This is a genomic window from Streptomyces sp. NPDC015346 (assembly GCF_043078785.1).
In the GTDB taxonomy this organism is placed as follows: Bacteria; Actinomycetota; Actinomycetes; order Streptomycetales; family Streptomycetaceae; genus Streptomyces.
Window position 1 is genome coordinate 222,140 of sequence record NZ_JBIBTW010000003.1, and the last position, 12,926, is coordinate 235,065.

Annotated in this window: 12 protein-coding genes; 1 reads left to right on the forward strand and 11 read right to left on the reverse strand. The window is 76.0% G+C overall.

What is annotated here, in order from left to right:
* From ACF06X_RS11910 to ACF06X_RS11955, 10 genes are all read right to left on the reverse strand, one after another.
* Positions 1-1,194 (reverse strand): glycosyltransferase family 9 protein (locus tag ACF06X_RS11910; RefSeq protein ID WP_392287104.1); only part of this gene is annotated, 1,194 nt, incomplete at its 3' end.
* Positions 1,191-2,588, reverse strand: a complete 1,398-nt coding sequence (rfaE2, locus tag ACF06X_RS11915) for a D-glycero-beta-D-manno-heptose 1-phosphate adenylyltransferase (protein WP_392287105.1) — start codon at positions 2,586-2,588, stop codon at positions 1,191-1,193. The genes rfaE2 and ACF06X_RS11910, both read right to left, overlap by 4 nt.
* Positions 2,585-3,256 carry an SIS domain-containing protein gene (locus ACF06X_RS11920; RefSeq protein WP_392287106.1) on the reverse strand — a complete coding sequence of 224 codons (672 nt, stop codon included), beginning with the start codon at positions 3,254-3,256 and terminating at the stop codon, positions 2,585-2,587. Before ACF06X_RS11920 ends, rfaE2 begins: the two co-directional genes overlap by 4 nt.
* A gap of 154 nt (positions 3,257-3,410) precedes the next feature.
* Entirely contained in the window at positions 3,411-4,658 is a 1,248-nt protein-coding gene (locus ACF06X_RS11925) for a glycosyltransferase (RefSeq protein WP_392287107.1), read from the reverse strand.
* Positions 4,655-5,620, reverse strand: a complete 966-nt coding sequence (locus ACF06X_RS11930; RefSeq protein ID WP_392287108.1) for a glycosyltransferase — start codon at positions 5,618-5,620, stop codon at positions 4,655-4,657. Before ACF06X_RS11930 ends, ACF06X_RS11925 begins: the two co-directional genes overlap by 4 nt.
* Positions 5,617-6,693, reverse strand: a complete 1,077-nt coding sequence (locus ACF06X_RS11935) for a glycosyltransferase family 9 protein (protein WP_392287109.1) — start codon at positions 6,691-6,693, stop codon at positions 5,617-5,619. The genes ACF06X_RS11930 and ACF06X_RS11935 overlap by 4 nt, the downstream gene beginning before the upstream one ends.
* Positions 6,690-7,376, reverse strand: coding sequence for a D-glycero-alpha-D-manno-heptose-1,7-bisphosphate 7-phosphatase (locus tag ACF06X_RS11940; protein WP_392287110.1), 687 nt, complete (start codon positions 7,374-7,376; stop codon positions 6,690-6,692). Before ACF06X_RS11940 ends, ACF06X_RS11935 begins: the two co-directional genes overlap by 4 nt.
* Positions 7,373-8,437, reverse strand: a complete 1,065-nt coding sequence (locus ACF06X_RS11945; RefSeq protein ID WP_392287111.1) for a glycosyltransferase — start codon at positions 8,435-8,437, stop codon at positions 7,373-7,375. Before ACF06X_RS11945 ends, ACF06X_RS11940 begins: the two co-directional genes overlap by 4 nt.
* On the reverse strand, positions 8,434-10,098 hold the full coding sequence (locus tag ACF06X_RS11950) for a carbamoyltransferase (protein WP_392287112.1): 1,665 nt from the start codon (positions 10,096-10,098) through the stop codon (positions 8,434-8,436). Before ACF06X_RS11950 ends, ACF06X_RS11945 begins: the two co-directional genes overlap by 4 nt.
* Before the next feature lie 38 nt (positions 10,099-10,136).
* Positions 10,137-11,126, reverse strand: a complete 990-nt coding sequence (locus tag ACF06X_RS11955) for an NAD-dependent epimerase/dehydratase family protein (RefSeq protein ID WP_392287113.1) — start codon at positions 11,124-11,126, stop codon at positions 10,137-10,139.
* A gap of 241 nt (positions 11,127-11,367) precedes the next feature.
* On the opposite strand from ACF06X_RS11955, the gene ACF06X_RS11960 reads away from it, so the two are divergent.
* On the forward strand, positions 11,368-11,565 hold the full coding sequence (locus ACF06X_RS11960; RefSeq protein WP_392287114.1) for a hypothetical protein: 198 nt from the start codon (positions 11,368-11,370) through the stop codon (positions 11,563-11,565).
* Positions 11,566-11,734: 169 nt separating this feature from the next.
* Here ACF06X_RS11960 and ACF06X_RS11965 read toward each other — a convergent pair whose 3' ends face one another.
* Complete coding sequence (locus tag ACF06X_RS11965) at positions 11,735-12,820, reverse strand: WD40/YVTN/BNR-like repeat-containing protein (protein WP_392287115.1); 1,086 nt, start codon at positions 12,818-12,820, stop codon at positions 11,735-11,737.
* Between the last annotated feature and the right edge of the window lie 106 nt (positions 12,821-12,926).

Genomic DNA, 12,926 nt, shown 5'->3' on the forward strand with positions numbered 1-12,926 from the left:
GCGGCTCACGCCGCCGTCGCGGCTCACGCCGCCGTCGCGGCTCACGCCGCCGTCGCGGCTCACGCCGCCGTCGCGGCTCACGCCGCCGTCGCGGCTCACGCCGCCGTCGCGGCCCATGCCGCCCACAGCGCCCACGGCGCCCACGGCGCCCGCAAGATCCACGTCAGCCACGCCGCCCCCGCCGCCCACCAAGCTCTCCACCGCCCCCAGCACCTCCTCGACCGAGACACGCAGCAGCCGCGGGTCCGGGGTGGTGCCGTGTGGGTCTCCCGGGCGGAGGGGGTCGTCGTCCGGGAGGGGGTGCCACAGAGGGCGGTGAGGGCCTGAGGGGGGCGGGCCCCACAGGCGCGGCGCCACCGGGCCGAACAGCACCACGGAGCGGGCGCCGAGCGCCGAGGCGAGATGGGCGATACCCGTGTCGCCCACCACCACGCAGCGGGACCGCGCGAGCAGCGCGCACAGCAGGGCGAAGGGCACGCCCCGCGGTCCGCCGAGCACCTCCGACGCGGGCAGCCCCGCCCGCGCGGCCACCGCCGAGGCGACCGCCTCCTCGCCCGGGCCCGCCGTCACCACCACCCGATGTCCCGCCCGGCGCAGGGCCCCGGCCACGGCGGCGTACCGCTCCGTCGGCCAGCGGCGGGCCCCGGAGTCCGCCCCGGGATGGAGCACCACGGCCCCGGGGGCGGGGGACGGCACGCTGGGCGCCGGGATGCGCAGTTCGTCGGGGTCCGCCGCCAGGCCGTACCAGCGCAGCAGCCGGCACCAGCGTTCCCGCTCGTGCTCGTCCGGGCGCCACCGGGGACCGTCGAGCGCGGGCAGTTCGGGGTGCCGGAACGCCCACAGCGCGCCCGCGCCCGTGCGTTCCAGGAGCCGGTGGCTGAGCGGGCCGCTGCCGTGCAGGTCGACCGCCAGGTCGGGCGGCGGGCCCGTCCACGGCAGCTCCGCCGGGACCTCGCGCCCCGGCGCCCGGGTCGGCAGCAGCCGGTCCACGGCTCCGGTGGCCCCCACGACCTCCGCCAACGCCCCCGGGGCCGCGAGCACGATCTCGTGGCCGGGGAACCCCCGGCGCAGCGCCCGCAGCGCCGGTACGGAGGTCAGCACGTCGCCGAGACCGAGCGCGCGCAGCACCAGCACCGTGGGCCGCCGCCCGTCCGCCCCGCGGGGGACCGGGGCGGCCTCCTCCCGCGCCGTCATCGTGCGGGTGGCGGGGGAGCGGCCGCCGCACGGGCGGCCCGGTGGGCGAGCGAGGTGGTGGAACGGCCGTCGAGGTAGGGCAGCATGACCGCCTGGCCGCCCCATGTGCGCAGCACCTCCGCCTCCGGCAGCTCCTCGACCGCGTAGTCGCCGCCCTTGACCCAGACGTCGGGCCGCAGCGTCTCCAGGAGCCGTACGGGAGTCTCCTCGTCGAACACGGCGACCGCGTCGACGCTGTCCAGGGCGCTCAGCACGCGCACCCGGTCCGCCAGCGGGGTCAGCGGCCGCCCGGGGCCCTTGAGCCGGGTGACGGAGGCGTCGGAGTTGACGCAGACGATCAGGCAGTCGCCGATCCGCCCGGCGTTCTCCAGGAGCCCGACGTGTCCGGCGTGGAGCAGGTCGAAGCAGCCGCCGGTGGCGACGACCGTGCCGCCGCGCGCGTGGATCTCGCGGGCGAGCTGGAGCGCGTCCGCGGGCAGCGGCGGCTCGTCGCGCGGCATCGTCGCCGGCTCCCACAGTCCTCGGTTGCCGGCGCCGCCCGCTCGTACGAACGCCGCCGCCTCGGCGACCGCGCGGGTGACGGCCTCCTCCGGCAGGGCGCCCTCGGCGAGGGCGACGGCCGCCGCCGCGGCGAAGCAGTCGCCCGCTCCGCACGGGTCGCCCCCGGCGTGGAAGGGGGCGGGGACGAGGACGGGAGCCGCCCCCGGCCGGGTGAGGAGCGCGCCCCGCTCGCCGAGGGTGACGACGACGGAGCCGGCGGCCCACCGCTCGGCCAGCTCGGCGCCCCGGTCGGCGTGCGCGCCGAGCGAGCCGCCGGGCAGGGCGCTGAGCGCGGCCGCCTCGGCGGCGTTGGGCGTGACCAGGCGGGCCCCGGCGACGGGCGAGCCGCCCCTGGGGTGGGGGTCCCACACCAGCGGGATCCGCGGGGCCGCCGCGGTCAGGGCCGGGCGGAGAGCGTCCGCGGTGCCCCGGCCGTAGTCGGCCACGAGGACGGCCCGGGCGGCGGCGAGAGCGGCGAGCGCCCGTGCGCCCGGCTCTCCCGGCGTCCCGTCGCCCCGGTCGACCCGGACCAACGGGCGTCCGCCGGCCAGGACCCGCGTCTTCACCGGCAGCGTGCCCTCCAGCGGGATCTCCACCAGGCTCACCCGTCCCCGCAGTGCGCGGCGGACGGTCTCGCTCGCCGCGTCCCGGCCGAGCGCGGTGATCAGGACGACCTGGCGGGGGTGGCGGGCCGCGAGCGCGGCGGCGAGACCGGCCCCGCCGGGCCGGGCACGTTCCTCCGCGACGTCGACCACGGGCACCGGCGCGTCGGGGGCGAGCCGGGTCGCGTGGCCTTCGACGTCCTGGTCGAGCAGGACGTCGCCCACGACGACGAGGGGTCCGTCTTCGTTCACGACGACCTCCTGAGGAAGGCGACCGAGGGCGCGGCCGACGTATGAGGCGTGCCGTTGAGCGCGGCGCGCGGCGGCGCGGCGGGGGCGGCTTCGACGGCGTCGTCGAAGAACTCGCAGAGCAGGTGGACGGCGACCAGGTGCGCCTCCTGGACGGTGGCCGTCGTCGCCCCGTCGACGCAGAGGGCCTCGTCGGACGCCTCCGCCAGGGGATTGGGCGACGGTCCCGTCAGCGCCCAGACCGTGAGGCCGACCGTGCGCGCGGTCATGGCGGCCGAGAGCAGGTTCGCGCTGCGCCCGGAGGTGGAGAGCAGCATGAGGACGTCTCCGGCGCGGCCGTGCGCGGCGACCTGCCGGGCGTAGACCTGCTCGAAGCCGTAGTCGTTGCCGATGGCGGTGACGCTGGACGTCTCGGCGTGCAGCGCGAGGGCCGAGTAGGGCGGTCGCTCGCGTTGGTAGCGTCCGACCAGTTCGGCCGTCAGATGCTGGGCCTGCGCGGCGCTGCCGCCGTTGCCCGCCGCGAGGAGTCGGCCACCCGCCGGAAGCACCTCGGCGAGTCGGTCGCCCCACCCCGCGAGTCGCCCCAGGCCCTGGCGACGCAGGCGCTCCAGGGCCGTCTGGAGCGACTGGCAGTGGAGCTGCGCGCTCTCGTACGTGTGCGATTCGCTCATGGTGTGTCGGCCGGCGCTTCGGGGAGCACCCGCCGCACCTCCTTCCGGCGCTTCCAGTCCGTGACGCGGTGGGATCGTGGTCGGCTCGCGGTGGCGGTGTCCGCACCGGGCATCCGGCATCCGGCATTCCGGGCCCGGGCCCGCCCCCGGGTGGTCAGAGGGCGGTCCCCGCGACCGGGACGCGCGCCGCGAGCGCGGCGCGGTAGGACGCCTCGGTGGCGGCCGCCACCCGCTCCCAGCAGAACCGGTCGAGGACACGTCGGCGGCCGGCGTTGCCGTACGCCGTGCGCAGGGCGGGATCGGCGAGCAGGACGGCGACGGCGGCGGCGAGGGCCCCCGGGTTCCTCGGTGGCACCAGGAGCCCGTTCACCCCGTCGGCCACGGAGTCCAGCTGGCCGCCCACGGCGCTGGCGACGACCGGCCGGCCGCACGCCATCGCCTCCAGCGGGACGATGCCGAAGGGTTCGTAGTCCGCCGGGCAGAGCACGACGTCCGCGCTGCGCATCAGGGCGGGGACCTTCGAGGTGGGCACGCCGCCGGTGAAACGGACCCGGTCGGCCACGCCGGCCTCCGTCGCGAGGTTCCGCAGCCGCCGTACCTCCGGATCGGCGTGGAGCCGGTCGGCCGGCGGGCCGCCGACCACGACCAGCTCCGCCCGGGGCAGCCCGGGCAGCGCCGCGATCGCGACGGCGGCGCCCTTGCGCGGCACCAGCCGCCCCAGTTGCAGCAGCCGGTAGGGGAACGCGCCCCGGCGCGCGACCGGCCCGTCCGGCCGGAACGCCTCCGGGTCGACCCCGCACGGAACGATGTCGACCTTCCCGCGCGGTATGCCCATGGCGGCCAGTTCGTCCACCTCGTCCCGGCAGGTGGCGATCACCCGGTCGCAGCCCGTGCCGACATCCGTCTCGCAGGCGACGCGGGCCGGCGGACTGGTGTCGGCCCGGCCCTGGTGGCGCCGCTTGACCGTGCCCAGCGCGTGGTACGTGTGCAGGAGCGGCAGCCGGGTCTCCCGGGTCGCCCACAGGGAGGCCAGGCCCGACATCCAGAAGTGCGAGTGGACCACGTCCGGGGCGCGGGCCTGCCACTCGCCGGTGAGGTAGCGGGCGAACTCGCTCATGTACGGCAGCAGTTCGTCCTTCGGGACCTGAGTCGCGGGCCCCGCCGGAACATGATGGACCGTCACCCCGGCGCGCAGGGGGGTCTCGACCGGAAGGCCGGCGTCGTCGCGTCGGGTGTACACCGTCACGCGGTGCCCGCGGTCGGCGAGCACGCCGGCGAGCTGGGCCACGTGCACGTTCTGCCCGCCGGCGTCGACCCCGCCCAGCGTGGCGAGGGGACTGGCGTGCTCGGAGACGAGGGCGATGTCCAGGGGACGGCCGCCGAGGGGGGAGAAGCGTGTCATGACCGAACCTCCGCGATGAGGTGCTCCCAGTCGTCGAGGAAGCGCTTGACGCCGTACCGCTCCAGGGCCGCCTGCCGGGCGCGCGCACCGTCCTCGGCCGCGGCCTCCGGCTCGGCGAGATAGCGCCGGGCCGCTTCGGCGAGGACCTCGGGGCGGGTGGAGAGCGTGCCCGTTCCCGCGGGGACGGCCTCCACGGCCTCGGTGGTGGCGAGCGCCACCACCGGCATGCCGAGGTGCATGGCCTCCAGGAGCGAGAGCCCCAGCGACGTCCACCGCACCGGATGGAGGTACAGGCGGCGTTCCGCGAGGGCGGCGTGCAGGTGACGTTGGGGGAGGTCGGCGGTGCGGCACCGCTCGGCGGTGAGGCCGAGATGGCCGGCGAGCCCCTCGGTCCGCATCCCGAAGACGTCGAGCGGCGCCGCCTCGGCCAGCTGCGGCAGCAGGTCCGTACCGACGAAGCGGCGCCGTCTGACCGGCTCGTTGACCACCACGGCGGCCCTCGGGAGCCGGCCGGTGTAGAGATGGCCGGGGTCCACGATGCCGTGCTCGATCACCGCGGTGCGGGTGGCGCCGTTGTCCCAGAAGAGCCGGTTGAAGTGGGTGACGTGGACGAGGGTGAGGTCCGTGCGGTCGGCCATCGGGTGCCGGGTGTCGGGAACGCCGCCGCGTGGCGTGTTGTGCTCCACGTAGACGGCGGGGACGTCCCTGCCGGGACGCCGGCCGCCGAGCCAGCGGGCGGCGAGCTCCTCCTCGTGCGGGCGTTGGAGGACGACCAGATCCACCGGTGCCTCCGCCAGCTCGGCGGGGGAGAGTTCGCGTACCGACGACGGCCAGGTGAAGGTCTCGGCCCGTCCCCGCCCGTCGGCTCCCCGGTCCGGCGTCACCGGAACCAGATACGTGTGAGGTCCCTGGACGAACGCGGTCGTCCAGGAACCGTGCACATGCCACAGGAGGATGTTCATACGGTCGCTCCTTCCGTCCCGTACGCGTCCTCCGGATGTACCGGAGCGGCGCCGGGAGCTTCCCGGCCGAGGAGCGCGGACACCGCCGCGACGACCTCGGCATCGCTCACCCCGTCGAGGCAGGGATGACCCTCGACCGGGCAGATCCGTGCCCGGCTCAGGGCGCACGGGGCGTCCTGGTCGCCGAGCAGCACATGGGCGACGCCGTAGGGCCGCCAGCGATCGGCGGGCACCACCGGCGCGAAGAGAGAGACGACGGGGGTGCCCACGGCGGCGGCCAGGTGCGCGGGCCCGCTGTTCCCGGCCACGACGACCTCGGCGCGCGCCAGGACTCCGGCGAGCGCCCCCAACCCTGCGGTCGCCCCGCCGAGATCGAGGCCGTGCCGGCCGGCCACCCGCGCCGTCAGCGGCTTCTCCGCCGGGCCGCCCGTCACGACCACCCGGTGCCCGGACCGGTGCAGGGCGGCGGCCGCCCGCTCCGCTCGGGCGGGGCTCCACGCGCGGGCCGGCACCGCCGCACCCGGGTGCAGCACGACGTACGGCTCCGGGCCGGTCAGCGCGGTGGTGTCCGGCGGCTCACCGACCCGCAGCGCCCCGTCGTCCCCCGGCGGCAGGGCGAAACCAGCGGCGCGCGCCAGGTCCAGCGCGGCCTCGGCCTCGTGCCGGCCAGGCAGGCGGCGATGGCGCAGGTCGAGCAGCGCCCCGGGGTAGTCCTCGCTGTCGGCGGCGATCCACGGCACGCCGGCGAGCCGCAGCAGCAGCGCCGCGGGCAGGGGGCTCTGGTGGTACGAGACGAGAACGAGGGCCCGGTCGAAGCGGTGGGCGGCGACGGCGTCGATCAGCTCCGCGCAGTCGCGGCGGGAGACCGGCGGCGGCTCCAGGCCGACCCAGGGCGCCTCGTGCACGAGGACGTCGTCCACACCGGGCAGCAGTTCGGCGGCGGGCGCGCCCAGCGGCCCGCACAGCATGACGGTCTTCGAGGAGCCGGCGGCGACCGCCCGCACGGCCGGGCCCGCGAGCAGCACGTCTCCGGCGCTGTCCAGGCGGACGACGAGCGTGCGGGGCGCGGTCATCGCACACCGCCCCCGGCCGCCGGGTCGCCGTGGGCACCGGCGCCCATCAGGATCATGCGGACCATGGCCGGCAGGTCGGTCGCGGTCTCGGGCGCCGCGTCGACCTCGTGCGGCAGCGTCGTACGGGTCGGGACGAGGACGCCCCGGGCGCCCGCCGCGCGGGCCGCCTCGACGTCGGAGCCGATGTCGCCGACGACCACCGTGCGCGACGGCCGCACCCCGAGCCGCGCGCAGGCGGCGAGGACCAGGCCGGGCGCGGGCTTGCGGCAGGAGCAGCCGTCTCCCGGACCGTGCGGGCACACCGCCCACACCGAGAAGGGGCCGACGAGCTCGTCCACGCGCCGCCGCATCGCCTCGACGTTCCGGCGGCTGATCAGGCCGCGGGCGACACCGGACTGGTTGCTCACGACCCCCACGGGTATGCCGAGGCTGCGCAGCGCCGCGACGGCGGCGGCCGCGCCCGGCATGGGGACCACCAGGCCGGGGTCGCCGTTGTAGGGCACATCGGCTATGAGCGTGTCGTCCCGGTCGAAGAGGACCGCCTCCGGCAGACGGGCGTACGGCCCCCGCGCCCACGCCGGCCTCGGCGGGAGCGGAGCGGTGGGAGGGTCGCCGTCCAGCAGCCACGGCCCGTCGGCGCGGGCGTCCACGGTACGGAGCCGGGCGGCGGAGGCGCCCCTCATGACGCCACCTCGGCGCGGCGCTGGGCGTCCGCCGTGGCGGGCCCCCCGACCGGCGGGCGGGCCGGTCCACGAGGCAGGGCGTTGCGGTGGACGATCCGGCCGCGCAGCCGGTGCCAGACGGCGGCGGCGGGGATCACGGCACTCGTCAGCAGCATGCGGGTGATCTCCTCCCGTGTGCGGGGGCCCGGAGCGACGCGGGCCAGGGCGAACTCGGCCGTTCCCGCGAGCCAGAGCGCGGCGCACCCCGCCGCCGCCCCGGGGCGCCCGGCGGCGGCGCAGCCGAGGGCGCCGACGCCGGCCGCGGCGACGGCCAGATGGCGCGGAAACCGGCCGCGAGGGGCGCCGGCCCGGTCCCGCCAGTCCGGTCCGTGCAGCCGGTTCATCAGCACGTCGTCGGCGTTGCCGGCCTGCTGGCGAACGGAGATCCAGGGGTCGGCGGGCCGTACGGGATGGGTGGTCCTACGGGTGCCCGCCGCGAGCGTCCAGCCACCGTCCAGCAGCCGCAGCGCCAGGTCGGCGTCCTCCCGGTAGGCACGCCGGAAGCGTTCGTCGAAGCCGCCGGAGGCGTCGAGCGCCGCTTTGCGGAAGGCCATGTCGGCGGTGATCCAGCGGGCGGTCGCCAGACCGGCCGTGGTGCGCTCCCAGTCGGTGGGGCGGCGGTCCCGCGGCAGCGGTACGTCGATGCGCGCCGTCACCGCCGCGGTGTCCCGCGACGCGGCGGCCAGGTCGCGGGCCAGGTCCTCGGCCCAGGTGTCCGACGGCACCACGTCGTCGTCCAGGAAGACGATCCACGGCGCGCCGGCCAGCCGGGCCCCGGTGTTGCGGGCCGCGGCCGGGCCGCACGCCCGGCCGGGGACGACGGTGGTGTAGGGCCGGAGGGCCTCGGGGACGTCGAGGCCGGGCGCCGTACCGTCCTCGCCGGGGCGGTCGTGCACGATCACCACCCGCGTCGGCCTCGGCCCGCTGGACGCGGCCAGAGCGGCCAGGCAGGCGCGGAGGCTGGGGCGGCCGAGGGTCGGCACCACCACCGCGTACGAGAGCGCTCCACCGGTGCCGGTCACCGGGACCACCCGTTGGCGCCGGAGCGGAAGGCCTCACCGCGGCGGATGGCGTACGGGCCGATGGCCAGCAGATCGACCGGCGACGACCCGAAGCACTCCAGGGCGTCGCGCGGGTCGTCCACCATCGGCCTTCCCGCCGTGTTCAGGCTGGTGTTGACGACGACCGGGAGGCCGGTGCGGCGCTCGAACTCCTCGAGCATCCGGGCCACGAGCGGCTCCTGGTCCCGGTCCACGGTCTGGATGCGTGCCGTGCCGTCCACGTGCACGACGGCCGGGATCCGCTCGCGCCACTCGGCCGCGACGTCGTGCACGAAGAGCATGTACGGGCTGGGCAGCGGGCCGTCGAACATCTCGGCCGCCCGGTCGGCCAGCACCATCGGCGCGACCGGCCGGAACTGCTCGCGCCCCTTGACGTCGTTCAGCCGCTCCAGGTTTCCCGCGTGGCCGGGATGGGCGAGGAGCGAGCGGTGCCCGAGCGCGCGCGGGCCGTACTCCGAACGCCCCTGGAACCAGGCGACGATGGCGTTGTCGGCCAGTGCCTCGGCGACGGTGGCGGCGATGTCGGGGGGCCGCTCGAAGGGGACCGCCGCGGTCTTGAGCCAGCCGCCGAGCTCCGCGTCCGACCACTCCCGGCCGAGGTCGGCGCCCCGCATCGGCTCCGGGTCGTCGCCCGCCCCCGCCGACAGCAGCAGCGCCGCGCCGAGCGCCGTCCCCGCGTCACCGGCCGCCGGCTGGACCCACACCCGGGCGAAGGGGCCTTCGCGCGCGATCCGCGAGTTGGCCACGCAGTTGAGCGCCACGCCTCCGGCGAGGGTCAGCACCCGGTCGTGGGTGCGCCCGTGCAGCCAGCGCGCCAGGTCCAGCATCGTCTCCTCCAGGACCGCCTGCGCGCTCGCCGCGACATCGGCGTGGTCCTGGGTCCACTGCTCGTCGGGGGCGCGCGGCGGACACAGCTCGTGCCACGGCACACCGCACGCCCGGAAGCCGCCCTCGCCGGTCGGGTGCACGTACCGGCGCAGCTCTCCCAGCATGCGCGGGGTGCCGTGCGAGGCGAGCGCCATCACCTTGAACTCGTCGGAGGAGCGCAGGAAGCCGAGATGCTCGGTCAGCTCCTCGTACACCAGGCCGAGGGAGTGCGGCAGGTCCTGCGCGTACAGCGGCTCGATGCGGTCGCCGGTCCGCCGCGCGGCCAGATGCGAGCTCCGTTCCCCCCGCCCGTCGAGGACGAGCACCGAGGAGGTCTCGGCGTCGTGCGCGGCGAACGCGCTCGACGCGGCGTGGGCCATGTGGTGGCCGACGAAACGGACGATGCCGGGGTCGAGCCCGGGGAGCGCGGTCTTCAGGAATCCGGGCGCCTCACGGGCGTAGGTCTGCCGCAGGTGGTCCCACGGGTCGTACAGCCCCATGGACTCGGCCGGCAGCGCCTGCGCCGGGTCGTAGGAGTACGCGACGGCGTCGAGGTCCTGCGGCTGCAGCCCGGCGCGCTCCAGACACCAGCGGGCCGCCTGCTCGGGCAGCTCCCAGGCCGAGAACGGCACCGGACGCTTGCCGTGCTTGCGCCGTGAGAAGCGCTCCTCCTCCGCGGCGGCGACCGTCCTGCCGTCGACGACGAGGGCGGCGGCGGGATCGTGGAACAGCGCGTTGATTCCGAGAACTCGCATGATGGCGGGGGCCTTTCCGCTGTCGGGCTACGGACGGCTCAACTGGCGAGAGGAGGGGCGGGGGACTCGGTGGCGCCGTGGTCGCGGAACCACGCGATGGTGCGGCGCAGCCCCTCCTCGGCCTGGACCACCGGTTCCCACTGGAGCTTGTCGCGGGCCAGGGTGATGTCCGGGCAGCGGACGGCCGGATCGTCGGTGGGCCGCTCGATGAAGCGGATCTCCGAGCGGGAACCGGTGAGTTCGACGATCCAGCGCGCCAGGTCGAGCATGGTGATCTCGGTCGGGTTGCCGAGGTTGACCGGGCCGCGCATCGTGTGGGCGGCCGTCGCGAGGATGCCGCGGACCGTGTCGTCCACGTAGCACAGCGACCGCGTCTGCAGCCCGTCACCGGTCACCGTCAGCGGCTCGCCGGCCAGCGCCTGCCGGATGAAGGTCGGCACGGCACGTCCGTCGTGCCCGCGCATCCGCGGCCCGTACGTGTTGAAGAGCCGCACGATCGCCGTGTCGGTGCCGTGCGCCGAGGCCTCGGCCGTGGTCAGCGCCTCGCCGAAGCGTTTGGCCTCGTCGTAGACGCTGCGCGGCCCCACCGGGTTGACGTTGCCCCAGTACCGCTCGTTCTGCGGGTGCTCCTGAGGGTCGCCGTACACCTCGGACGTGGAGGCGAGGACGAACCGCGCTCCCGAGGCGTGCGCGACCGCGAGGGCGTTCCGCGTGCCCAGACTGCCGACCTCCAGCGTGTGCAGGGGGAGGCGCAGATAGTCCACGGGGGAGGCGGGCGACGCGAAGTGGAGGACGAGGTCGGCCGGCCGGTCGACGTGGAAGGGCTCGGAGACGTTGGCCTCCAGCAGGGCGAAATCGGGGCGGGCGAGCAAGGGGGAGACGTTCTCCCGCCGACCGGTGCTGAAGTCGTCGACACAGGTCACGGCCACGCCCTCGTCGAGCAGCGCGGCGCACAGATGGGAACCGACGAAGCCGGCGCCGCCGGTGACGACGGCATGCTCCCAGCGGGGCCTGGATGAAGTTGCCATGGTGAATTCCTCCAGCGGTGAGGGAGGGGAGAACCGCGGCCTCGGTGGCGGCTGGAAAGCGGACAACGCCCCCGCGCGCCGAGTGGACGGCGCCGACCGGGGGCGCTCATGCGTCCTGCTCATCTTGTGCCGGGTGGGCGCGGCTCGCCACGCGACTGCTCTGTCCGGGTGATCGTCCGCACCCTTGTTTGCGGACGAAACCGCAGGGCAACACGCGAAGGGAGGACGGAAGGAGACGGTCGTGAGTGGTCCGCAGAGTCGTGAACAGCGGCGCAGCGACAAAGGCGCCGCCACACCGCAGGACAGCGCCGAACTGAAGGCGCGCCAGAGCGGCCCCGGAAAGCGGGAAAGGGGAAAGGCGCACGGCACGGACAAGGGCGGCAAGGGCGGTGGCCGCGGCGGCGGAACCCCGCCGGCCCAGCAGCCCGACGAACCCTGATCCCGGCCCCTGACCGGGCCACGGCACCCGCGGAGGCGAAGAAGCCCCGCGGGCGCCGCCGCACGCGCTGCGGCGGCCCCCTTGGCGGGCACGGTCCGCCAGCCCCTTGGCATGGGCGCATGGGCGGACGGTCCGCCGGGGCCCTTGGCCGGTCCTTCGGGGCGGGCTCCTAGCCGATCACCGCCGCCCGGACGCAGAGGACGTCCGGCAGGTGCTGGACGAGGAGCTGCCAGCTGTCACCGTCGTCCGCGCTCGCGTACACCTCGCCGTTGCGGTTGCCGAAGTAGACGCCCGTCGGGTCGGCGCCGTCCACGCACATCGCGTCCCGGAGCACCGTGCCGTAGTGGTCGCCCTGCGGCAGCCCGGCCGTGAGCGGCTCCCAGCTCTCCCCGGCGTCGGTCGTACGGAAGACACGGCAGCGCCGTCCCGCCGGCACCCGGTCGCTGTCGGCGTTGATGGGGAACACATAGGCCACGTCTGCCCGATGGGGGTGGGCGACGCAGGCGAAGCCGAAGTCGGACGGGAGCCCGGACCCGATGTCGGTCCACTTCGCCCCCGCGTCGTCGCTGCGGAAGACTCCCCAGTGGTTCTGCAGATACAGCCGGTCCAGGTCGCCCGCGTCCTGCGCGATCTTGTGGACGCACTGGCCGAACTCCGGGTTCGGGTCGGGCAGGAAGACCGCGGACACGCCCTGGTTGGACGGGGCCCAGCTCTTCCCGCCGTCCCTGGTGCGGAACACACCGGCCGCCGACACCGCCACCGTCACCGCGTCCGGATCGCGCCGGTCGGTCACGATCGTGTGCACGGCCTCACCGCCGCCACCCGGCTCCCACCGGGAGCGGGTCGGGTGCTCCCACAGCGGGCGCACCAGCTCGAAGGAGACGCCGCCGTCCTCGGACCTGAAGAGGGCGGCGGGCTCCGTCCCGGCGTAGACGACGTCGGGGGAGTGCGCGGGCGCCGGGTGCAGCTGCCAGACCCGCTCCAGCGAAGCGCCGGTGTCGCGCGGGAATCCGACCGCCGGCTTCGGCGGCTCGGTCCAGCTCGCGCCGAGGTCGTCGGAGTGGAACACCGAGGGCCCCCAGTGCTCGCTGTCCCCGCCCACGAGGAGCCGCGGTGTGGCCCGGCGGGTGTCGATGCCGATCGAATAGACGGCCTGCGCGGGGAAATGGGGCTCGCCGAACTCCCACCGGCCCGCACGCCTGCGGCCGATGAACAGACCCTTGCGGGTGCCTACGGTCAGTACTACGTCGGGCATGGCCGACACCTCCAGGACGCCGTTGTCGCGGATAGGGGCCAGTCTGCACCCGACCACTGACAACGGCTTCTGAGCCATGCTTCTCCCCAGGTCGTCAGGGGTGTTC